This is a genomic window from Streptomyces alboflavus, assembly GCF_000716675.1.
GTDB classification, from domain to species: domain Bacteria; phylum Actinomycetota; class Actinomycetes; order Streptomycetales; family Streptomycetaceae; genus Streptomyces; species Streptomyces alboflavus.
This window is the reverse complement of the sequence record NZ_JNXT01000023.1, coordinates 76,392-97,674: the sequence shown is the minus strand read 5'-3', so window position 1 is coordinate 97,674 and position 21,283 is coordinate 76,392. Positions and strand designations below refer to the sequence as shown.

General features: G+C 75.1%; 21 protein-coding genes and 2 pseudogenes. 11 read left to right on the top strand and 12 right to left on the bottom strand.

The annotated features are described in order from the left end of the window. Window positions 1-13: 13 nt before the first annotated feature. Window positions 14-640, bottom strand: a complete 627-nt coding sequence (locus OO63_RS19575) for a YigZ family protein (protein ID WP_030358676.1) — start codon at window positions 638-640, stop codon at window positions 14-16. Window positions 641-797: 157 nt separating this feature from the next. Between OO63_RS19575 and OO63_RS19570 the strand changes: the two genes are divergently transcribed. Beyond that, window positions 798-1,466 (top strand): 4'-phosphopantetheinyl transferase family protein, encoded by a 669-nt coding sequence (locus OO63_RS19570; protein WP_106983354.1) that lies wholly within the window; start codon window positions 798-800, stop codon window positions 1,464-1,466. Between the two features lie 42 nt (window positions 1,467-1,508). Here OO63_RS19570 and OO63_RS19565 read toward each other — a convergent pair whose 3' ends face one another. Continuing rightward, window positions 1,509-2,201 carry a heme oxygenase-like domain-containing protein gene (locus tag OO63_RS19565; RefSeq protein ID WP_030358674.1) on the bottom strand — a complete coding sequence of 231 codons (693 nt, stop codon included), beginning with the start codon at window positions 2,199-2,201 and terminating at the stop codon, window positions 1,509-1,511. Window positions 2,202-2,373: 172 nt separating this feature from the next. Between OO63_RS19565 and OO63_RS19560 the strand changes: the two genes are divergently transcribed. Beyond that, window positions 2,374-2,829, top strand: coding sequence for a tellurite resistance TerB family protein (locus OO63_RS19560; protein WP_030358673.1), 456 nt, complete (start codon window positions 2,374-2,376; stop codon window positions 2,827-2,829). Between the two features lie 32 nt (window positions 2,830-2,861). Here the strand turns inward: OO63_RS19560 and OO63_RS19555 are convergent, their stop codons facing one another. Further along, complete coding sequence (locus tag OO63_RS19555; RefSeq protein WP_030358672.1) at window positions 2,862-3,860, bottom strand: M48 family metalloprotease; 999 nt, start codon at window positions 3,858-3,860, stop codon at window positions 2,862-2,864. A 9-nt stretch (window positions 3,861-3,869) separates the two neighbouring features. After that, a complete protein-coding gene (locus OO63_RS19550) occupies window positions 3,870-4,280 on the bottom strand; it encodes a BlaI/MecI/CopY family transcriptional regulator (protein ID WP_030358671.1) in 411 nt (136 codons plus the stop codon). Between the two features lie 243 nt (window positions 4,281-4,523). Here OO63_RS19550 and OO63_RS19545 point away from each other — a divergent pair, with 243 nt between their 5' ends. The 3 genes from OO63_RS19545 to OO63_RS19535 all read left to right on the top strand — a co-directional run bounded on the left by OO63_RS19545 (window position 4,524) and on the right by OO63_RS19535 (window position 6,205). After that, complete coding sequence (locus OO63_RS19545; RefSeq protein WP_030358670.1) at window positions 4,524-5,099, top strand: TerD family protein; 576 nt, start codon at window positions 4,524-4,526, stop codon at window positions 5,097-5,099. Window positions 5,100-5,224: 125 nt separating this feature from the next. Next, window positions 5,225-5,641 (top strand): CoA-binding protein, encoded by a 417-nt coding sequence (locus OO63_RS19540; RefSeq protein ID WP_030358669.1) that lies wholly within the window; start codon window positions 5,225-5,227, stop codon window positions 5,639-5,641. A 213-nt stretch (window positions 5,642-5,854) separates the two neighbouring features. Further along, window positions 5,855-6,205: a hypothetical protein gene (locus OO63_RS19535; RefSeq protein WP_030358668.1), complete on the top strand. Its 351-nt coding sequence runs from the start codon at window positions 5,855-5,857 to the stop codon at window positions 6,203-6,205. A gap of 74 nt (window positions 6,206-6,279) precedes the next feature. Here the strand turns inward: OO63_RS19535 and OO63_RS19530 are convergent, their stop codons facing one another. Beyond that, a complete protein-coding gene (locus tag OO63_RS19530; protein WP_234311180.1) occupies window positions 6,280-6,981 on the bottom strand; it encodes a hypothetical protein in 702 nt (233 codons plus the stop codon). 611 nt (window positions 6,982-7,592) lie between these two features. Between OO63_RS19530 and OO63_RS19525 the strand changes: the two genes are divergently transcribed. After that, the gene (locus OO63_RS19525; protein ID WP_063750427.1) at window positions 7,593-8,633 is read left to right on the top strand and encodes a helix-turn-helix transcriptional regulator; all 1,041 of its coding nucleotides are present in this window, start codon (window positions 7,593-7,595) and stop codon (window positions 8,631-8,633) included. Window positions 8,634-8,686: 53 nt separating this feature from the next. Next, window positions 8,687-9,739, top strand: coding sequence for an NAD-dependent epimerase/dehydratase family protein (locus tag OO63_RS19520; protein ID WP_030358665.1), 1,053 nt, complete (start codon window positions 8,687-8,689; stop codon window positions 9,737-9,739). 434 nt (window positions 9,740-10,173) lie between these two features. Here OO63_RS19520 and OO63_RS19515 read toward each other — a convergent pair whose 3' ends face one another. Next, a complete protein-coding gene (locus OO63_RS19515) occupies window positions 10,174-11,289 on the bottom strand; it encodes a sensor histidine kinase (protein WP_030358664.1) in 1,116 nt (371 codons plus the stop codon). Window positions 11,290-11,717: 428 nt separating this feature from the next. After that, window positions 11,718-12,458, bottom strand: a pseudogene (locus tag OO63_RS19510) (response regulator transcription factor); the annotation flags it as partial. 373 nt (window positions 12,459-12,831) lie between these two features. Between OO63_RS19510 and OO63_RS19505 the strand changes: the two are divergent. The 3 genes and pseudogenes from OO63_RS19505 to OO63_RS41490 all read left to right on the top strand — a co-directional run. Next, window positions 12,832-13,509 (top strand): glycosyltransferase family 2 protein, encoded by a 678-nt coding sequence (locus OO63_RS19505; protein ID WP_051811006.1) that lies wholly within the window; start codon window positions 12,832-12,834, stop codon window positions 13,507-13,509. Then, the gene (locus OO63_RS19500; RefSeq protein WP_030358661.1) at window positions 13,506-14,147 is read left to right on the top strand and encodes a TIGR04282 family arsenosugar biosynthesis glycosyltransferase; all 642 of its coding nucleotides are present in this window, start codon (window positions 13,506-13,508) and stop codon (window positions 14,145-14,147) included. The genes OO63_RS19505 and OO63_RS19500 overlap by 4 nt, the downstream gene beginning before the upstream one ends. Then, window positions 14,144-14,905: pseudogene (locus tag OO63_RS41490) on the top strand (methyltransferase domain-containing protein); the annotation flags it as partial. The gene OO63_RS19500 and the pseudogene OO63_RS41490, both read left to right, overlap by 4 nt. An 86-nt stretch (window positions 14,906-14,991) precedes the next feature. On the opposite strand, the gene OO63_RS19490 reads toward OO63_RS41490, so the two are convergent. Both OO63_RS19490 and OO63_RS19485 read right to left on the bottom strand, forming a co-directional pair. Then, window positions 14,992-15,534: a hypothetical protein gene (locus OO63_RS19490; RefSeq protein WP_234311179.1), complete on the bottom strand. Its 543-nt coding sequence runs from the start codon at window positions 15,532-15,534 to the stop codon at window positions 14,992-14,994. Further along, window positions 15,534-16,871, bottom strand: a complete 1,338-nt coding sequence (locus OO63_RS19485; RefSeq protein ID WP_078619230.1) for a molybdopterin-dependent oxidoreductase — start codon at window positions 16,869-16,871, stop codon at window positions 15,534-15,536. Before OO63_RS19485 ends, OO63_RS19490 begins: the two co-directional genes overlap by 1 nt. Before the next feature lie 193 nt (window positions 16,872-17,064). Here OO63_RS19485 and OO63_RS19480 point away from each other — a divergent pair, with 193 nt between their 5' ends. After that, a complete protein-coding gene (locus OO63_RS19480; RefSeq protein WP_030358657.1) occupies window positions 17,065-18,432 on the top strand; it encodes a hypothetical protein in 1,368 nt (455 codons plus the stop codon). Between the two features lie 12 nt (window positions 18,433-18,444). Here the strand turns inward: OO63_RS19480 and OO63_RS19475 are convergent, their stop codons facing one another. The 3 genes from OO63_RS19475 to OO63_RS19465 all read right to left on the bottom strand — a co-directional run bounded on the left by OO63_RS19475 (window position 18,445) and on the right by OO63_RS19465 (window position 21,262). Continuing rightward, window positions 18,445-19,482 (bottom strand): phytase, encoded by a 1,038-nt coding sequence (locus OO63_RS19475; protein ID WP_030358656.1) that lies wholly within the window; start codon window positions 19,480-19,482, stop codon window positions 18,445-18,447. A 104-nt stretch (window positions 19,483-19,586) separates the two neighbouring features. Then, entirely contained in the window at window positions 19,587-20,411 is an 825-nt protein-coding gene (locus OO63_RS19470; RefSeq protein ID WP_234311178.1) for a lysophospholipid acyltransferase family protein, read from the bottom strand. Then, entirely contained in the window at window positions 20,408-21,262 is an 855-nt protein-coding gene (locus OO63_RS19465; RefSeq protein ID WP_030358654.1) for a GNAT family N-acetyltransferase, read from the bottom strand. Before OO63_RS19465 ends, OO63_RS19470 begins: the two co-directional genes overlap by 4 nt. Window positions 21,263-21,283: the final 21 nt, after the last annotated feature.

Here is a 21,283-nt window from a genome sequence, read left to right as displayed (position 1 = left end):
GCCTCGACCGCCCTCAGGCGTCCCCGTACGCCTCTCCCCCGAGCTCGAAGGACGCGCTGCCCGCCGTGGCGTCCGCGAGCCACCCCTTGAAGGCCTCGACGTCGGCGTCGGGAAGGCCGATCTCGATGGTCACCGCGTCCCCGTACCGCACGTCGCGCACCTCGCGCCCCGCCGACCGCAGATCGTTCTGGATCTTGCCCGCGCGCTGGTGGTCGACGGTGACGGTGGCGAGCCGGAAGCGCCTGCGGGTCAGCGTGCCGATCGTGTCGAGCGCCTCGCCGACGGCTCCTCCATAGGCACGGATCAGGCCGCCCGCGCCGAGCTTGACGCCTCCGTAGTAGCGGGTCACGACGGCGACGACGTAGCGCATGTCGCGGCGCAGCAGCATCTGGAGCATGGGGACGCCCGCGGTGCCGCCCGGTTCGCCGTCGTCGCTCGCCTTCTGCACGGAGGCGTCGGCGCCGATGACGTACGCGAAGCAGTTGTGGCTGGCCGTCGGATGTTCCTTGCGGACGCGGGCGACGAAGTCCTGGGCCTCCCGCTCGGTGGCGGCGGGTGCGAGCGCGCACAGGAAGCGCGAGCGGTTGATCTCGGTCTCGTGCACGCCCTCACGGGCCACGGTGCGGTACTCGTCCTGCATCAGGCCACCCTATGCGCTCCCTGCACGGGCCCCCGCGCGCCGGTCGCCGGGCCCGACGCGGGAATCCCGGACCGCGCCGCGCGGGCCGCCGGTACAGTGATCGACTGTGACGTCACCCTCGAAGTCCACCGGCGAAGTAACCGACGAGACCGGCATATTGGGCGCGCTCCTGGCCGCGGAGCCCGTCGTCGTGGTCGAGACCCGCGAGGACCCGGCCGACGCCGTCCTGTTCCCCGAAGAGGTCGCGTACGTGGCGAAGGCGGTGCCGAAGCGCCAGCGCGAGTTCACCACCGCGCGGCACTGCGCCCGCACCGCGCTCGCCCGGATCGATGTGCCGCCCGGGCCCATCCCGCGCGGAGACAAGGGCGCGCCGGTGTGGCCCGAGGGCGTCGTCGGCAGCATGACGCACTGCCTGGGCTACCGCGCGGCGGTCGTCGCCCGCGCCGGCGCCGTCATCTCCGTCGGTGTCGACGCCGAACCGGCCGAGCCGCTGTCCGACCCGGGCGTCCTGGAACTGGTCAGCGACGAGAAGGAGCGCGCCGCGCTGGCCGCGCTCGCCGTCACAGAGCCCGCCGTCCCGTGGGACCGGCTGCTGTTCAGCGCCAAGGAGACGGTCTACAAGGCGTGGTTCCCGCTCGCCAGGCGCTGGCTCGGCTTCGAGGACGCGCACCTGGACATCCGCGCGGACGGCACGTTCAGCGCCGCACTCCTGGTGGAGGGCCCTGTGGTCGCGGGCGCACGCCTGACGGGGTTCTCCGGCACCTGGCTGGTGCGGGACGGGGTCGTCGTGACGGCCATCGTGATGCGGGCGGGGCAGGCGGGTTAGGACTCAGTACGTCCTCCCCCGCGCCGTGCGGCCGGGGCGCGCTCAGGCGAGCCCCGCCAGCGTCCCCCAGAACATCTCCTCGTAGTCCTGGAGCAGCCGCCCCTGGCGCAGCGCCGTCGCGGGCGTGAGGCGCTCCAGGTCGATGCCCTCCTGGAGCGCGGCGAGGGTCGCGCGGTCGAGGTCGGGCGCGGGCCCGGCGAAGAACTCGAAGAAGCCGCAGGCCTCGTCGGAGAAGCCGTAGTGCCCGCGCAGCGCCCGCGCGAGCGCGCCGCAGTAGCCGCCCCACGCCGCGAAGTTGGCGGTCAGGGCGAGCACGGCGTCGGCCGGTTCGGCGTTCAGGGCGAGCCACGCCACGTAGGCGGGATAGGCCTGGCAGCCCGCCGTCGGGACGTACGCCGCCGCCTGCTCCGCGTCCACCCCGCAGGCGGTGAGCAGCGGGCCGAGCCGGTCGAGGGCCGCCTCCTCCCCCTCGGCGAGCGCCGCGAAGAAGGCCGCGCACGCGGGCAGGCCCGCGTCGGCCGAGCGGGCGGCCAGGTGCAGGAAGGACCGGCGGTCGGCCGGGATGACGCGGCACTGCTCCAGGGCGAGTGCGGCGAGCGCGCGCCGGTCGGCGGCGCCGTCCGCGACGAGCGGGACCAGCGGGTTGGCGTGCGGCTTCGGGGCGAGCTCCGCCGTCGCGCCGTCCAGGAGTTCGCGTGCCGTGCTGTGCGGACGCTCGCGGGGCGTCGGTGTCATCGGTCGGCCTCTCCGTACGTACGGAACTGATGGAACCCATGAAACACAAGTGACTTGCGTGACTCACGCGACCAACGGCGCATTTCGGTACGGCTGCCGCGGATGCTAACTTCTACAGTGCTGTAGAAATTGGTCGGCGGCAACCGCCGGCACCAACTGATGGAGTTTTTCCATGGCCCTGTGGGACCGCTTGAAGGAATCCGCCTCGACGATGCAGGCGCAGCTGACGGCGAAGAAGAACGACCTCACGAGCGGGGCTTTCCGCGACTCCAGCATGGCGATGTGCGCCCTTGTCGCCGCCGCCGACGGCACCGTGGACGCCGCCGAGCGCCAGCGCGTCGCGCAGCTGATCGCCACGAACGAGGTGCTGCAGAACTTCGCCGCGGACGACCTGCGGGCCCGCTTCGACGCGTACGTGGACAAGCTGACGGCCGACTTCGCGTTCGGCAAGGTGAGCGTGTTGCAGGAGGTCGCGAAGGCCAAGAAGAAGCCGGCCGAGGCACGTGCCGTCATCCAGATCGGCATCGTCATCGGCGGCGCCGACGGCGACTTCGACAAGGACGAGCAGGCCGTGGTGCGCGAGGCGTGCTTCGCCCTCGACCTGCCGCCGCACGAGTTCGACCTCTGATCCGACCTCTGACCGGCCGGCGGGCGGGCGCGTCACAGCGGCGTGGCGGCCCGCAGGACGAGCACCATCGTCACCGTCGCGTTCGCCGAGGACATCGCGGACACGACGGTGCCGCACGCGGCGCCCCAGAGCGCGAGGCCCATCGCCGTGAACAGCGAGGGCCGGGTGCGGGCCGCGGGCGCCGGGCCGAGCAGTGCGGCGACGCGGCGCGGCACCGGGCCCGCGGCGGCAAGCCCCGCGAGCGCGGGCCCGGGCGTGCGCGGCCGGGCGAGCGCGGCCTTGCCGATGGCGCGCGCCACCACACGCCGGTCCCGTACGACCGCCGCCGCCTCCTCGTCGGCCCACCGCTCGGCGGTGTACGCGGTGGCTGTGCAGAGCGGCCGCAGGAACGGGTTGGCGCGCGCCGCCAACTGCGTCACCAGCAGGAACCGGTGGTGGCGCGCGGTGAGATGGGCTCGCTCGTGGGCGAACAGGGCACGCCGTTCGGCGGGTTGGAGCCGGTCGAGCAGCGCGCGGCTGACGACGACACGCCCGTGCGGCGCGCCCCGGCCGCTCCTCCCGGTCCGGCGCCGACCCCGCGAACGGCCCTCGGCCCGCCGCTCCTTCCCGGGCAGCGCGTAGGCATACGCCTCGGTCTCGTCCGGCACCACGGCCACCGACGTACCGGGCAGCCCCGCGAGCGCACGCCACCCACGGCGCCGTACCGTCGCATGCCGCCACAGCGTGCGCGCGAGAGCCCCGCAGACGAGCGTCAGCGCCGGGATCGCGGCCCGGCCCGCGACCTCGTCGTAGGGCAGCGCGGCGCGGACCTCGGGGTCCGACCAGCCGTCGGGCAGCGGGTTGCCGGGGAGTTGGGCGGTGCCGACGACCATGAGCAGGGCCAGGCAGAGCGTGCTGCACACGGCCATGACGGCGGCCAGCGCGGTCAGCAGGCGGGTCGCGGTGCGCGGGTGCAGGTGCTGGGCGGCGAGCCGGGCGACCGGCCAGGCGGACAGCGGCAGCACGAGCGGCAGAAAGACGAAGAGCCCCATGGCGAGCGGTCAGTCCTCCGCGCCCGCGGTGCCGCCCGCCTCGCCGAGCAGATCGCGCAGCAGCCGCTCGTCGTCGGCGGACAGGGTGGTGACGAAGCTCGCGAGGACCGCTGACCGGTCGCTCTCACCGTCGAGGACCTTGCGCATCCGCAGCGCGGCGAGCCCGGCCTCGTCGGCGGTGGACCGCCACACGAAGGAGCGGCCCGCGCGTTCACGTGTCACCACGTTCTTGGCGAGCAGGCGCGTGAGGATCGTCATGACCGTCGTGTACGCGAGGTCGCCGCCGATGCGCTCCTGCACCCAGGCCGCGCTCACCGGGCCGCGCGCGCCGTGCAGCGCCGCGAGCACCTGGGCCTCCAGCTCGCCCTGCCCGCGTCTGCGCGGACGCGGCTCCCGCGGCCCTTCCGCATGCTGCGTCATACCGTGCCCTCGCCTCCCGTCGCGGTGTGCCGCGCCTGCCGCCGCCGCGCGTGCTTCCGTCGTCTCTCGCTCCCTCGCATCACATACCTCACGTATGTCGCGTACGTCTCATAGGGAGCGCCACATCGTAACGGCCGGAAGGGGCTGTACCCCCTTCGGACGCTTCTACACTCATGTAGATTCTAAGTCCCGGCCCTGACCACGGCCGGATGCGATTCTCGGTAGCGGACCACAGGAGGACACGTGGGAGTTTCCCTCTCCAAGGGCGGCAATGTCTCGCTGAGCAAGGAGGCGCCCGGCCTCACGGCCGTGCTGATCGGCCTGGGCTGGGACGTGCGGACCACCACCGGCACGGACTACGACCTCGACGCCAGCGCGCTGCTCTGCGACGACTCCGGAAAGGTCGTCTCCGACCAGCACTTCATCTTCTACAACAACCTCACGAGCCCCGACGGCTCCGTGGAGCACACGGGCGACAACCTCACCGGTGAGGGCGAGGGCGACGACGAGGCCGTCAAGGTCAACCTCGCCGGGGTGCCCCCGCAGATCACGAAGATCGTGTTCCCGGTGTCGATCCACGACGCGGAGAACCGCGGCCAGTCCTTCGGCCAGGTCCGCAACGCGTTCATCCGCGTGGTGAACCAGGCGGACAACCAGGAGATCGCCCGCTACGACCTCTCCGAGGACGCGTCGACGGAGACCGCGATGGTCTTCGGCGAGCTCTACCGCCACGGCGCCGAGTGGAAGTTCCGTGCCGTCGGCCAGGGTTACGCGAGCGGCCTGCGCGGCATCGCGTCGGACTTCGGCGTCAACGTCTGACGCCCGCCCGGCGGCGCCGCGGACACCCCGTCCTGCCGCCCTGCCCGACGGCGGCGCGAGCCGGGAATCACCCGGCTCGCGCCGCCGTTGGCGTAGTGAGACCGACGACACCCTGGAGGCCCGACATGCACGGCGACCCCGCCACCGTCCGCAAGATCCTCACCGGACTCGGTGACACCTGGGCCGTCGTCGGCCTGTCGAACAACGAGCGGCGTGCCGCGTACGGCGTCGCCGAGGTGCTCCAGCGGTACGGCAAACGCGTCGTGCCGGTCCACCCCAAGGCGGAGACGGTGCACGGCGAGAAGGGGTATGCCTCGCTCGCCGAGATTCCCTTCGACGTCGATGTCGTGGACGTGTTCGTGAACAGCGACCTCGCAGGCGCCGTCGCCGACGAGGCCGTCGCCATCGGCGCGAAGGCCGTGTGGTTCCAGCTCGACGTCATCGACGAGGCGGCCTACGCGCGCACGCGCGCCGCGGGCCTCGACATGGTCATGGACCGGTGCCCCGCCATCGAGATACCGCGGCTCGGGCCTGCGGCGTAGGGCGGGCGGGCCGCGGTCGCGGAGGCCCGCATCCGGGGGCGCGCGACGACGCGCGACGCGTGAGCGGATGGATGCGGCCACGCACGGACACCTGAGCAGATGAGTGCGGCTGCGTGCGGCTGAGTTCGGCTGCATGCGGATGAGTGCGGCCACTCAAGGCGTCTGAGTACCCGACCGGTTCTCCGGGGCCTCGGCCACGGCTGGACTGGGGGCATGACCACCGAAAGCCGCAGCACCGCCGCCCCGCGACCCGACGCCGGTGACCGGGCCGCCCGCATCACTGCCCTGGTCGCCCTCGTGCTCCTCGTGCCCACCGCCATCGGCTCCCTCGTGCTCACGCTGTCCTCCGAGCGCGCCTCCGGGTGCCTGACGTACGGCGTCGACTGCGCGCGGGTGTCCCCGGCCCTGGTCGCGGGGGCCTTCCTCGTCTCGGCGGTGTCCGGCGTCCTCGCGGCCGCGTGGCCGCGCCGCCGGGAGCCGTTCGAGGGCTGGCGGGGGCTGCTGATCACGGTGCAGATCAGCGCGCAGGTCACCCTGGCGGCACTGATCCTCAGCTACGCCTGAGTGTGGGTGAACTGCCGTGCGCGCGGCGTCAGAACGGCCGCTCGGGCCAGTGGGGGCCGGGCGCGGGCCGGGCGTCATGCGCAGTCGGCGTGGGGCCAGGGGTCGTCCGCGGGGCCGGTGTCCGCGCGGCTCGCGGGTGGGGCCTCGGCCGCGCGGGCGGGGCGGGGGCGGCCCGGGGCGAGCGGCACCGCGCAGGGCACGGCCCAGAAGAACGCGCCGGTGGCGTCGTACGCGTGCAGCAGGGCACTGCCGCCGACCGCCATCGGCTCCCCCGCCACGGACGGGTCCTGCCGGATCTCGACGACGGCCACGGTCCCGTCCGGCGCGGCCACTTCGGCCTGGCCCGACTCCAGGTCGACCCAGCCGGTGCGGACCGTGCCCACCGAGCCGACGAGGTCCTGGGGCGACGTGGCGGCGCCGCTCGGGTCCCGCGCCGGTGCGCGGACGAGGGCGCGCGTCGCCCCGTACGCGACGAGCGCGGCCACCGCGAGCAGCCCGAGGTCCCCCGCCGCGTGCGCGAGCCCCGTCCAGCCGGTCCGCTCGAGCGCGACGGAGCCCGCCAGGGTCACCAGCCAGCCCGTGCCCACGAGCAGCGACACGGCCACGGCCACCGGCACGCCGCCGAGCCCGGCGGCGCCCAGGTCGGCGTCCTCGTCGAAGCTGTCGGCCCGGCCCAGGCCCACCGCGACGAGCAGCCAGAAGCACACCACCACCGCCATCGCGGAGGTGAAGGCCACTCCTGGGAACCCCACCGCCGCGTCGATCAACTCCCCCATGCCCCCGCCCCCTTGACCGGTCACGCACGGGAGCCGCACGCACCCGGGTGCCGGACCTCGTTTCCGTGATCCGGCACCCGGGCCTCGCCCCCCGTCCCTGCACTCCCATCCTGACGCGACCCACCCCTTCGGCGCACTGCCATTTTCCGGCAGTATTTATGCGTTCTTAATGCCGCACGGGCGCGCGGCCGTCGGGCGGATGCCGACGCGGCAGGTGGGGCGGGTGGGCCAGATGGAGCCGCCGACGGGCGGGGAGCGCGCGCAGCGGGCCGGGGGCGCGCGAAGAAGGTGGGGGCGCGGGTGGCACGGGATGCCCCGAGTGGGGGGTTGGCGCCCCTGACGTGCGGGGGCGTAGAGCCGGGGCATCCCGTGCCGGTCTCGTACCGCGCGCCGCGCGCGGCCCTGCACGGCCTGCGGCGTCGCCGGAAGGCGGAACGCGCCGTGGACGCGGAAATCGCCGTCAGGCAGACTGCCGCTTCCGGCACGCGACTTCGGCGTTCATGACAACCGCATCCATGGCAGGCATGACCGTACCGGGGTCCGCGCCGAAGAGAGCGTCGGAGTTCCGCCAGTGTCGGCATTCCGACGCGCAGAAGAGGGAAGACGGTGGCATGGACGCGACGCCGGAGCAGACCCCGCCACCCCCGCACGCCCCGGTCCTCGCCGGGCTCGGCGTCGGCCCCGGCGAGGAGCGTGTGTACCGCGCGCTCCTCGCGGCCCCCGGCTCGACGCTCGGCGCGCTCGCCCGGGCCACGGGCCTCACCGACGAGTCGGTGCGCGGGCACGTGCGCTCGCTGACCGACCTGGGGCTCCTGACGGGCGCCGCGGACGGCACGGAGCGGCTCACCCCGGCCCCGCCCGACGTGGCGCTCGAAGTCCTCGCGCTGCGCCGCCAGGAGGAGATCGCGCACGCACGCCTCGCCGCGGCCGGGCTCGCCGAGGAGTTCCGGGCCGGGCGGCTGCGCGGCGAGGGCTCGCCGGTGCTGATCCTGCGCGGGCGCGAGGCCATCGCCCAGCAGTTCTTCCAGACCCAGCAGATGGCCAAGAGCGAGATGCTGATCCTGGACAAACCGCCCTACGTGGTGGAGCCGTTGCGGCGGCAGGACACCGTGCAGCGCGAGCGCCTCGACAAGGGCCTGCGCTATCGCGCGATCTACGACCAGGCGGGCCTCGACGGCCCCGGCCGGGTGGAGGCCACCCGGGAGCTCGCCGAGCGCGGCGAGGAGAGCCGGGTGCTCGCGGACGTACCGCTGAAGCTGGTGGTCGCCGACCGCAAGGTGGCGCTCGTGCCGTTCGTGCTGCCCAGCGAGGAGGAGATCCTGGTCCTCCAGCAGTCCGCCCTGCTCGAAGGGCTCATCGCCCTCTTCGAACTCCTCTGGCAGCGCGCCACGCCCCTGTGGCCCGCGGCCCCGGCCGCCCACGCCGGGCTCTCCCCCGACGACGAGCTGCTGCTCGCCCATCTGCGCGCAGGACTCACCGACAGCGCCATCGCCCGCCGGCTCGGCGTGGCCCAGCGCACGGTGGAGCGCCGGATGAGCCGGATCATGGCGGTGCTCGGGGTGCGGACGCGGTTCCAGGCGGGGGTCCGTACGACGGCGCTGTACGGCCATGGCGACGACGGCCGTCCCGGGCAGGGTCTTACGGAACGGTGACGCGGGGCCGTGGCGCGGTCCGTGCGGGCCGTCCGCTGCTTAGCGTGGGCTGCATGCGGGTACTGGTCACCGGCGGAGCCGGGTTCATCGGAACACACGTCGTCGACGCGCTGCTCGCGCGCGGCCACGAAGTCGTCTCCTACGACGCGGTCCTCGCGTCGGCGCACGGCGGGCCGCCGCGCGCGGCCCGGGCCGGCGAGCGGTTCGTCGTCGGCGACGTGCGCGACCCCGACGGCGTGGAGTCGGCGCTGGCCGGTGTCGACGCGGTGTGCCACCAGGCAGCCATGGTGGGGCTCGGCAAGGACTTCGCGGACGCGCCCGCGTACGTCGGCTGCAACGACCTGGGCACGGCGGTGCTGCTCGCCGCGATGGCACGGGCCGGACTGCGGGACCTGGTGCTCGCCGGGTCGATGGTCGTCTACGGAGAGGGGCGGTACGTGTGCGCGCGGCACGGCGTGGTGCGGCCGGGGCCGCGCGCCGAGAAGGACCTGGCGGCCGGGCGGTTCGAGCCGCTCTGCCCGTCCTGCGGCGCCGAGTTGGCGCCCGGCCTGGTGGCCGAGGACGCGCCCCTCGACCCGCGCAACGTGTACGCCACGACGAAGCTGGCCCAGGAACACCTGAGCGCGGCGTGGGCCCGCTCGACCGACGGCCGCGCGGTGTCGCTGCGCTACCACAACGTGTACGGCCCCGGCATGCCCCGCGACACCCCCTATGCCGGGGTGGCCGCCCTGTTCCGCTCCGCGCTCGCCCGCGGTGAGGCGCCGCGCGTCTTCGAGGACGGCGGCCAGCGGCGGGACTTCGTGCACGTACGGGACGTGGCGGCGGCCGCGGCGACGGCCCTGGAGTCCGTGCGGGACGTGGCGGCCGCCGGGACGTTCACGGCCTTCAACACGGGCAGCGGCGACCCGCACACCGTCGGCGAGATGGCCCGCGCCCTCGCCGACGCCCACGGCGGACCCGCGCCCGTGGTCACCGGGGAGTACCGGCTCGGCGACGTCCGCCATGTGACGGCGGACTCGGCGCGGCTGCGGGCGGCGCTCGGGTGGCGACCCGAGGTCCGCTTCGCGGCGGGGATGCGGGAGTTCGCGGGGGCGGAGCTGCGGTGAGGGCGCCTGCGCGGCGGGCGTTGTGGGGAGGGGCACTCGCACGGCCCGAAGCGACGGCGACGTCGTGGCACCGGCCGTGAGGGCCGCTTCACGGGGCCCGGAGTGAGGGCGGCTTCGCGGGGTGCGGCGCGAGGGCGGCTTCACGGGGTGCGGCGCGAGGGCGGCTTCACGGGGTGCGGCGCGAGGGCGGCTTCGTGGCGCCCACGGTGAAGGCGGCTTCACGGGGCCCGGAGCAAGGGCGGCTTCGTAGGACCCACGGTGAAGGCGGCTTCACGAGGCCCGGAGCAAGGGCGGCTTCGTAGGACCCACAGTGACGGCGGCTTCGCGGAGCGCGCGGTGAGGGCGGCCGGGGCGGCGGCGCCCTCAGCGGCCCGGGGCTCCTCTGCGGGTCGCCCGGCCCCGCGACCTGGCCGAAGGCGACGGGCCCGCCTGCCCTACGCAGGTCCCGCCTGGGGCAGGACCACTTCGAACCGGCAGCCTCCGGAGACGTTGCGTACCGCCGCGCGGCCCTCGTGGGCCTCGACGATGCCGCGGACGATGGCGAGGCCGAGGCCCGCGCCCGCCGGGGGCGTACGCGCGTGGGTGCCGCGCCAGCCCGTGTCGAAGACCCGGCCCAGGTCCTCCTCGGGGATGCCGCCGCAGCCGTCCGTCACCGACAGGACGACGCCGGCGTCCGAGCACTCCGCCGCGACGGCGACCGTACCGTCGGCCGGGGTCCGCCGGATCGCGTTGACCAGCAGGTTCCCCAGGACCCTGCTCATCTCCTTGCTGTCGACCTCGATCGGCACCGCGTCGATGCGGCGCCCCACGAGCCGTACGCCGTGCTCCCGCGCCAGCGGGTCCGCCCCGGCGAGCGCGTCGCCCACGAGGTCGTACACGGAGATCCGCGACGGCGAGAGGGCGAGGGCGCCCGCGTGGATGCGGGAGAGCTCGAAGAGGTCGCCGACCATGCCGTTCAGGCGCTCCACCTCCGTGCGGATCTGCCGCAGATAGCGGTCGGGGTCCGCCGCCACGCCGTCCTCCAGCGCCTCCGCCATGGCCCGCAGTCCGGCGAGCGGCGTCCGCAGGTCGTGCGAGATCCAGGCGACCAGCTCACGGCGGGAGCTCTCCAGGGCCCGCTCACGCTCCCTCGACTCGGCGAGCCGCGCGCTGGTCGACTCCAGCTCCCGGGTGAGGGCCGCGAGTTCGGCGGTCGCGGGCTCGTCGGGTGCGGCGAAGCTGCCGCCCGTGCCGAAGGAGCGGGCCGCGAGCGTCAGTGCCTTGCTGCGGGCCACTACCCACCGGCCGAGCAGCAGCGCGGTGGCCAGCGACACCGCGGCGGCCATGGCGACGACCACGGTGACCACTGTCAGGTCGTGCCGGGACAGAAACATCTGCCAGGCCACGGCCAGCGTCCCGGCGAGCATCGCGGTCACGGCGACCGCGACGACGACGGTCAGCGACACGACCAGGGAGCGGTGCCGCAGCAGGCGCAGGACGAGGGCGCCGAGCAGACCGGCGGCGACAGCGCCGAGGAAGGCGTAGAGGGCGATGAGGAGGATGTCGGTCATGGGTGGGGGTGACTTCCGTCGGGGTGGGGGTGGCTCCCGCCGGGCTGGGGGCGCCTCCCGCCGGGCTGAGGGTGCGGGGCCACGCCCGCGTGGGCCGCGTGTGCGGCTGACTTCGGGTCCATGGCCGCACGCGTCGCCTGGGCTGCGGTGGCCCTCGGGTCCGCAGCCTGCGCCGGGTCCGTACCCGTCGCCAGGTCCACATCCGCGTCCGCCCGCTGATCGGCATCCGCCCGCTGATCGACGTCCGCCGCTGGATCTACGTCCGCCCCCGGCTCCCAGTCCGCCCTGCCGAGGGGGCCCGCCTCGCTGAGGGGCCCCGCCGCGCCGAGGGGGCCCTCCCCGCCGAGGCGCCTCGCCGCACCGAGGGGGCCCTCCCCGCCAGGGGAGCCCGCCCCGTCGACCAGGCCCGCCCCATCGAACGGATCCGCCCCGTCGAGGCGGTACCCGACCCCCCACACCGTCTGGATCAGCCGCGGCGCCGCCGGATCGTCCTCCACCTTCCCGCGCAGCCTGCGCACATGGACCGTCACCGTGGACAGATCGCCGAAGTCCCAGCCCCAGACCTCGCGCATCAGCTCCTCCCGGCCGAAGGCCCGCCCGGGGTGGCGCAGGAAGAACGCGAGGAGGTCGAACTCCCTTACGGTCAAGGCGAGTTCGGTGCCGTTCTTGGTGGCGCGGCGGGCCTCGGGGTCGAGGCCGATGCCCGCCGTGCGCAGCAGCGCGCCGCCGGGGCGCGGGCGGGGGCGGGCGGACGCCTGGCTGCGGCGCAGCACCGACTCGACCCGGAGCACCAGTTCGCGCGGGCTGAACGGCTTGGTGACGTAGTCGTCGGCCCCCACCTCCAGGCCCAGGATCCGGTCGTCCTCGTCGCCCCGCGCCGTCAGCATGATCACGGGCACGGGCCCCCGCGCCCGGAGCCTGCGGCAGACCTCCAGGCCGTCCATTCCGGGCAGCATCAGGTCGAGCACGACGAGGTCGGGGCGGCGGGCGGCGGCGCGTTCGAGGGCGGCCGGGCCGTCCTCCGCCTGCTCCACCTCGAACCCGGCGCGCTCCAGGTAGCCGGTGACGACCTCGGCGACGGTGCGGTCGTCGTCCACGACGAGGACGCGGGCGCCGGGGCCGGGGTGTGCGGGCTCGTGGGCGTCGGGCCCCGAGGGTGGTGTGTCCATGCGACAAGCCTCGCACCACGTGCCCGCGCGCGAGGACGGAGAGCTGCCACGGCCTGCGGTTGTCCTCGTTTCGTAAGGACTTGGCGGCCGTCGGCGCGAAGGGGGGGCCACCGTCCCCGAAAGCCCGGCGTCGCCCTGTTCCACGGGGACGGGACGTCCGTGTTTCGTAAGGAAGCGATGCCCCTTTTGCACCTTTTCGCTTCGTAGGGTGAATGCCGTGAACCACTCCTCCCCCGACGCCCACGGCTCGCACGCCGCCCCCGGCACCTCCGCGTCTCCGGACGACCTGGCGCCCCCGGACGACCTCACGTCGCCGGCCCCCGCGCCCCCGGACCCGGCCGCCGCGCCGCCGCCCACGCGGGCCGACCTCGTCCTGCCCTGCCTCGACGAGGCGGCCGCGCTGCCGTGGGTGCTCGCGCGGGTCCCGGCGGGCTGGCGCGCGATCGTCGTGGACAACGGTTCCACGGACGGCTCCGCGGAGGTGGCGCGCTCGCTCGGGGCGACCGTGGTGCACGAGCCGAGGCGCGGCTTCGGCGCCGCGTGCCACGCGGGGCTCACCGCGGCGGACGCGGACGTGGTCTGCTTCTGCGACTGCGACGGGTCCCTGGATCCGCGCGACCTCGAACCGTTCGTACGCGACGTGGCCGCGGGCCGCACCGATCTCGTCCTGGGCCGTCGGCGCCCCCAGGCGCGCGGCACCTGGCCCGCCCACGCCCGCGCGGGCAACCTCGCCCTCGCCCGGATGCTGCGCCGCCGCACCGGCCTGCGCCTGCACGACCTGGGCCCGCTGCGGGCGGCCCGCCGCGCGGACCTGCTCGCCCTGGCCCTGACGGACCGGCGCAGCGGCTACCCGCTGCAGATGGTGGTGCGGGCCGCCGACGCGGGCTGGCGGGTCGAGGAGCGCGACGTGCCCTACCTGCCGCGCACCGGCAAGTCGAAGGTCACCGGTACGTGGCGGGGCACCTGGCAGGCGGTACGGGACATGCGCGCCGTACTCGCCGAACCTCCGGGCACGGCGGCGCGGCCGACGCGGGAGGGCTGGACGCGATGACCACCGACCTCACCCTCCTCATCATCGCCAAGGCCCCCGTCCCCGGCCGGGTGAAGACCCGGCTCACCCCGCCCTACTCGCCCGCTGAGGCCGCCCGGCTCGCCGAGGCCGCGCTCGTCGACACCCTGCACGTCGTGCTCGACGTGCCCGCGCGGCGGCGGGTGCTCGTCCTCGACGGGGCGCCCGGGCCCTGGCTCCCGGACGGCTTCGAGGTAGTGCCGCAGGGTGCGGGCGGGTTGGACGAGCGGCTCGCCGGGGCGTTCGGGGTCTGTGCGGGGCCCGCGCTGCTCGTCGGCATGGACACCCCGCAGGTCTCCCCCGCGCTGCTCGCCCCCGTGCTCGCGGGGGACGCCTGGCGGGCCGCCGACGCCTGGTTCGGTCCTGCGGCGGACGGCGGGTTCTGGGCACTCGGCCTGGCCGTACCCGATCCGGGGCTGCTGCGGGGCGTGCCGATGTCGACGCCGACCACGGGCGCCGTGCAGCGCGCCCGCCTCACCGCCGCGGGCCTGCGTGTGCGCGACCTGCCGGTGCTGCGGGACGTCGACACGGCGGCCGACGCGGCGGCGGTCGCGGCGGCCGCGCCGGACACCCGGTTCGCGGCGGAACTCGCCCGCCTGGCCGGGGCCGGGCGCCGATGAGCACGGTCGCACCCCCTCCGGACGCGGTCCCTTCGTGGTGCGCGGGGCCGTACGCCGACGCGCTGCGCGCCGGGCGCGGCCCGCTGTTCCTGCGCCGTACGGACGGCTGGCTGCTGCCGCTGGACGTGGAGCGCTGGTGCGCGGCGCCCGACCCGGCCGACCTGTCGGCGCTGCGTCGCTGCGCGGAGCCCGTCCTCGACATCGGCTGCGGCCCCGGCCGCCTGGTGGCCGCGCTCGCCGCGCTCGGCCGGCGCGCGCTCGGCATCGACGTGAGCGAGGCGGCGGTCCTGCACACACTGGCACTCGGCGGGACGGCCCTGCGCCGGTCGGTGTTCGAGACGCTGCCCGGCGAGGGGCGTTGGGGCACCGCGCTGCTCATGGACGGCAACATCGGCATCGGGGGCGACCCCGCCGCGCTGCTCGCGCGGGTGGCCGAACTCCTGGCGCCGCGCGGTCTGCTCATCGCCGAGACCGCGCCCGTCGACATCGACGAGCGGGTGCGGGTGCATCTCGACGACGGCAGGGGACTTGCCGATCCCGGCGAGGCCTTCCCCTGGGCCAGGATCGGCACGCCCGCGCTCATCGGCCACGCCCGCGCGGCGGGCTGGCAGGTCGCCGACCAATGGTCGGCGGACGGCCGCCGCTTCGTGGCGCTGCGCCGCCGGGACCCCCACGAGGAGGCCGAGGGGCGCGCGGCACGGGCCGTACCGGACGCACAGCGGGCGCGGGCCACGGCAGACCGCCCGACCGCGCACAGCCCTGCCGCACACACACCCAAGGCGCACAGCCCCGCCGCACACACCCCTGCCGTACACACTGCTGCCGCGCACACCCCCACCCCGCGTCACCCCCGCCCCGCGCCCTCCTCCCGCCCCGACCGCGACGCCGACCGTGCCGCCGACCACGCGCGCACCGCGAACCACAGCGCCGAGCCCGCGAACAGCGCCGCCGTCACCAGCAGCCAGCGCGTCAGGAACACGTCGGCGGGCAGTGCCGTCGACCGTTCGTAGCGCGGCACCTGACGGGTGATCAGCGGGTACCAGACCAGCAGGAGCAGCAGGGACAGCGCCGCCGGGACGCGGACGTACATCGTCCGCTCCCGGCGGCCACCGTCGCGTCCGCCGACGAGTGCCGTCACCGCGCGGTCGGCGGCCGCGTACACCGGCACCAGGACCAGGTCGTGCAGCAGCGCCGCCCCCACGAACCACACCGCGACCATCACCCAGTCGTCGGCGAGCAGCCGCACGCCCGCGTAGAGCGCGAGCGCGAACGAGGCGAGCAGCAGCAGAAGGTGGAGCGGGCCTTCCCCGTACCAGCGCCGCACGAGGGCGGTCACGCGCTTCAGCGGGGCGGTCACCTGCTTCGTCGAGGCGTGCACACGCTTCATCACAGTTCTCCGAAGGTCAGCCGGGACACCCATTTGGTGTTCAGTACGCCCGGCGCGGCGGGCACGATGACGCGGGCCGGGTAGCCGTGGTCCGGCGTCAGGTCGGCGCCGTTGACGCGCAGCGCCAGCAGGGAGCGGGGGTCGCGGACCTGGTTGTCGCGCAGGGCCGCCTTGCGGAAGGAGCCCCGGAGCTGGAGTGATTCGACGAGTACGGCGGGTGCGTCGTCCTCGTACCCGGCGAGCGCGGCGAGGTCCCGCAGCCGTACGCCGCTCCACGCCTGGTCGGACGTCGACCAGCCCTCGACGCAGGCGATGGGCAGGTCGGCGGTGTGCTGGGCCAGGCCGAGCAGGTCGGCGCGGGTCAGGCGCAGGGTGCGGCCGGGGCCCGCGACGACGAGCCGCCAGGACTCGCCGGTGCGGTCCGGGCCGACGCCCACGGACCGGGCGGTCTTGTTGACCTGGAAGGCGCCGGGCCCGCGGCCGGGTTCGGCGCCGCCGTGCGGGGCGAACAGGGCGGTGGCGCGCGGCCACCCGTCGAAGCTCTGCCCCGCCGTCGTGGCGAACAGGAGCAGCGAGCCACCGCCGACGAGGCCGAGCGCACCGCGCCGGGACACGGTGGGCTCGGCGGGCCGGGGCGCGGCGAGGCCGTCCTCGCCCTCGTCGTCGGGGCCGTGCCCCTCGTGGGTGCGCAGCCGCTCCCGCAGCCCGCCCGCGCGCAGCACCCGTACCGTCTGCGGCAGCTTCAGCGCCGCGTGCGCGACGAAGGCGGCGAAGAACACCCACGCGCCGTAGAAGTGCAGCGGGTAGAACGACCCGGGGAAGACGTACTCCAACTGGACGTTGAGGACGCCGGTCGCGAACACGAAGAGCGCGCCGCCCACGAGCAGGAGCAGCGAGAGCCGTTCCAGGGCGTGGCCGAGGGACCGCGCGGGTGGCAGCGCGAACAGCTTCGGGAGCACCGACCACAGCTTGGCGAGGAGCACCGGGATCAGCGTGATCCCGACGGTGACGTGCAGGCCCTGGGTGAGCCGGTACAGCCAGTGCGGGTCGGTGGGCCAGGAGAAGAGGTAGAAGCCGAGCAGGCCCTTGTCGGGTGTCTTGTCGTTGACCGGCGCGAGGTCGGGGTTGTACGCGGCGTACGACAGCAGGCCGGTGACGAACAGGAGGGTCATCCCGAACAGGAGCACCGTGCCGAGCACGGCGGTGAACCACGTCCCGCGCAGCGGACTGCGCCAGAAGCCGGGCGCCGACGGCGAGCGGTCCTTGAGTCTCGTCGGGGCCGCGCGGAGCGATGTCCGAAGGCGGGTCCTGCGGGATGGTGGGGGTACGTCACGCATGCTGCGTCCTCAGCGGTCCACGCGACGTGGGTCCGTCGCCCTGCCCCGACCGTAAGCCGCGCGACCTGCGGTTCGACGGTCACGACTCATGACGAAACGCTGACGGCGCCTCGGGGCCACAAGATCTGACGGTTCGGTGACGCGGGCCCGCAGACCCGCCGTCCACCGCCCTCGGCGCCCTACCGTGCCAAGGGTGAACCACCCCGAACCCCGCCCGCCCGGCCCCCGCCGGGACCTCGCCGTCGCCGCCCTCGCCGTCCTCCTCGTCACCGCGGCCGTCGTCGTCGGCCGGTACCTGGAGAACCACGACGGCAGCCTCCACGTCAACTGGCCTCCCCTGTACGCCAAGTGGGACCCGCACATCGGGCCGGGCACCCCGGCCGCGCTCGCCGTGGCCGCCCTCGTCGTCGCGTACGGGCCCGCGCTCGCCGCACGCCTGCCCTGGCGGGCCCTCCTCACCGCCGCGTGGGCGGGCTCCACCGCCTGGATCTGGTCCCTCGCCCTGGTCGACGGCTGGCACCGCGGCGTCGCGGAGCGCCTCACCACGAAGTACGAGTACTTGCGGGTGATCGACCGGTTCGACGACATCCCGGCGACGCTGCGGGACTTCACGCACCACATCGTGCAGGTGCCCGGCGAGTACCACTGGCCCGCGCACACCGCGGGCCACCCCCCGGCCGCGCCGCTGACGTTCGTCCTCCTGGACCGGATCGGCCTGGGCGGCGGTGGCTGGGCGGGCGCGTTCGTCATCACGGCGGGCGGCACGGCGGTCCTCGCCGTGCTCCTCACCGTGCGGGCGCTGGCGGACGAGGCGACGGCCCGCCGCGCGGCGCCGTTCCTGGTGCTCGCGCCCGCCGCCGTATGGATGGGGGCGTCGGCGGACGGCTACTTCGCGGCCGTCGCGGCCTGGATGATCGCGCTGCTCACCCTGGCGGCGACGCGCACGGTCCGCTCCCCCGCCCTCGCCGCCACCGGCGCCGGCCTGCTGTTCGGCCTGACCTGCTACCTGTCGTACGGCCTGACGCTCTTCGCAGTGATCGCCGCCGGTGTCCTGCTGATCGCCCGCTCGCCGCGCCCGCTGCCGTACTTCGTGGCGGGCGCGGTGGTGGTGCCGCTGGTGTTCACGGCGTTCGGCTTCGACTGGTGGGAGGCGTACCACCTGTTGGTGGAGCGCTACTACCAGGGGGCGGCGGGCGTCCGCCCGTACTGGTACTGGGTGTGGGCCAATCCGGCGTGCACGGTGTTCGTCGTCGGGCTCGCGACGGTGGCGGGGCTGCGGCGGACGCTCACGGCGGCGCCGGGCGCGGTACACCGCTGGCGGACCCGGGACACGACGGCGACGGACCGTCTCGTGGGCCTGGCCCTCGCAGCCCTCCTCGCGGTCGCCGCCGCGGACCTGTCCGGCATGAGCAAGGCGGAGACGGAACGCATCTGGCTGCCGTTCGCGCTGTTCCTGCTGCCCGCGGCGGCGCTCCTGCCACGCCCGTCCGCGCGGGCGTGGCTGACGGCTCAGGCGGTGCTCGCCCTCGCCGTCAACCACCTCCTGTTCACGGGCTGGTGAGCCCGGCCGGGCTCAGACGCGGTCGGTGATCCGCTCCAGCGGTACGAACTTGAAGTTCTGGTTGCCGCTGGAGCCGGGCGCGCCGTTGGAGCCGTCCTGGCAGATGAACACGCCCTTGGGGAAGGCGGACCCGAGGGCCGTGGCGGTCGCGTCGATGCCGTCGGTGTCCTCGCAGTCGTCGGCGGCGGTGCCGGACGCGACACCGAAGCGGCCGAGGTAGGCGCCGCTGCGCCGGTCGTACACGGTGAAGTCGTCGCTGCCCTGCGAGGAGACGAACAGGCGGTTCCCGGCGGCGGCGATGCCCTCGGTGTCGGCGGTCAGGTGGCCGCCGGAGCCGGTGGAGTCGAGCTTGGTGCGGGCGGTCCCGGCGCCCGGCTCGGCGCCGTACACCCACACGCCGACGTCCTCCTCGCCGAGGTAGAGCTTGCCGTTGCTCTCGTCCGCGTAGCAGCCCTCGACGGCGGACCCGGCGTCGAAGAGCCGCACGGAGGTCGCCGTCACCGAGTCGCCGCTGACGGCGAGTTCCCACTGCTCGACGCGGCCCGAGGTGGAGTTCGGGTAGGCGTAGAGCTTCCCGGACTGCGGGGACCGGTACAGGCAGACGCCGTGCGCGGTGACCTCGGTCGGGACGTCCTTGAGGTGCTTGAGGCGCCGCGTGGCCGGGTCGATCCGGTACACGTGCAGCGCGCCGTCGCCGCCCGCGGCCTCGTCGTCCGCGGACACGACGACATCGCCGCGCACGTCGACGTTGTTGCCGTGGTCCCCGTCGATCCGCTGGACGCGCGCACCCTTGAGGTCGTACACCTCGAGTGCGCCCTTCTTGTCCGTGCCCACCACGACGGACTTCGCCGGGTCGTCCGGGTGCACCCAGATCGCCGGGTCGTCGGCGGCGTCCCCGCTGTGCGACACCGGCGCGGTCTCCACCGTCGCGGTCACGTCGAAGTCCACGGCGGCCTGCGCGGGCAGCGCGGTCTGGAGGACGAGCGCGGCGGCGCCCGCGAGGGCGCTCGCGGAGAGCAGGGGGGTACGGAGCTTTCGGGTGACGGGCACCGGTGGTCCTCTTTCGTCGGGGGGTGGGCGAGCGGGACGAGCGTGCCAGCGGTGCGCGAGCACCCCGTGAACACGAGTTGAACGTACGCGGTCACACGCCGTGGTCACGAGAGGGCGACCCGCCCGTGTTCCCCCGCCGCCTCCGCCACGGCGTCGTCCCCCGCGCACACCGCCGCCCACGCCTGCGCCGCCAGCATCTTCCGGTCGTGCCCGTGCAGCGGCGCGTGCGCGCTGACCCGCACCGTGAGCCCCCGCGCGAGGGCCACCCGCCGCAGCGACCCCCCGAACCCCTCGTCCGCCAGGAACGCCGCCGCCGTACTGGCCGCGCCGCCCTGCCGGTACGCCACCGTCACCGGCCGCACCGGCACGCCCGCGTCCACCGCCGCCTGGAACGCGGCCCGCCGGAACCTCCCGGAGCCGACCGAGCACCACGTGGTGGCCTGCGGGAACACAAGGACCGACCGCCCGGACGCCAGCGTCTTGGCCAACTCGCCGACCATGAGCGGCAGTTCCCGCCGACCGCCCTCGCGGTCGATGAACTGCGTGCCCATGCGGCGGGCGAGCGTACCGACCACGGGCCAGCGGCCGATCTCCTTCTTGGCCACGAAGGACACCGGCTCGACCGCGAGCAGCGCGACGACGTCCAGCCACGAGATGTGGTTGGCGACGATCAGCGTGCCGGTGTCGGTGCCCGGCACGCTCAGCGGCGCGAGGGCCGCCTCCAGGTCGACGCCGAGTGCCCGCAGGACCCGCCGCGCCTGCACGCGCGGCGCAGCGTCCCCCGCGAGGCGTTCACCGAGGAGCAGGCTGCGCCCGAGTTCCCGGGCGACGGCCGCGTACCGCAGCGCCTCCTCGGCGGGCCCGACCCGGGTCGCGGGCCGCACCGCGCAGGTCCGGGGACAGCCCGCGTCCACGGCCCAGGGGTTCACACGCCCCTCCCCTGCGCGGCGTGGCCACGCTCGGCGTCGCCGAGGAAGAACCTGCGGTGCCGGTCGCTCAGGCGCTCGGTGTCGAGCAGCACGAAGAAGTCGGCGGAGTCGAACTCCGGGTCGTGCGCGGGCGCCCCGCACATCCAGGCGCCCAGGCGCAGATAGCCGCGCAGGAGCGGCGGCAGGTCGGCGTAGCTCGGCCGGTGTCCGGCGCGCTCGCCGGGCGTCCACGGGCGGTGCGGGTGCACGCGCAGCTCGGGCGGCGAGACGTGCTTGGCGGTGCCGAGCAGCCAGGCGCTGGCGGCCGCGGTGCCGCCGTCGGTGAGCGGCACGGAGGCGCAGCCCGCCAGGTAGCGGTGGCCGGACAGCAGGACGTAGCGGGCGAGGGCCGACCACATCAGGTTGATCACGGCGCCGGAGCGGTGGTCGGGGTGCACGCAGGAGCGTCCGGCCTCGACGGTGGCGGAGCGCAGGGGCCGCAGCGCCGCGAGGTCGAACTCGCCGTCGGAGTAGGAGCGTTCGGTGCGTCCCGGCGGGATCAGGCGGTAGGTGCCGACGACGTCGCCACTCGCGGTGTCGGTGATGATCAGGTGGTCCGCGAGCGCGTCGAAGGCGTCGATGTCGTGCCCGGGCACGGGGGTGTCGAGCGCGGCGCCCATCTCCTCGCCGAAGACCTGGAAGCGCAGCCGCTGGGCGGCCCGGATCTGGTCCTCGGAGTCGGCGATGGAGGGGACGTAGCGGGGGGCGTCGGGGGTGGCCGGGGCGACCGGAGGGGGAGCGGCGGTCGGGGCGACCGGGGTGCCGGGCGCGGCCGGGGTCGCGGGGGCGGGGGTGAGGGGTGTCGCGGGCATGACACGTTCTCCGTTCGATGG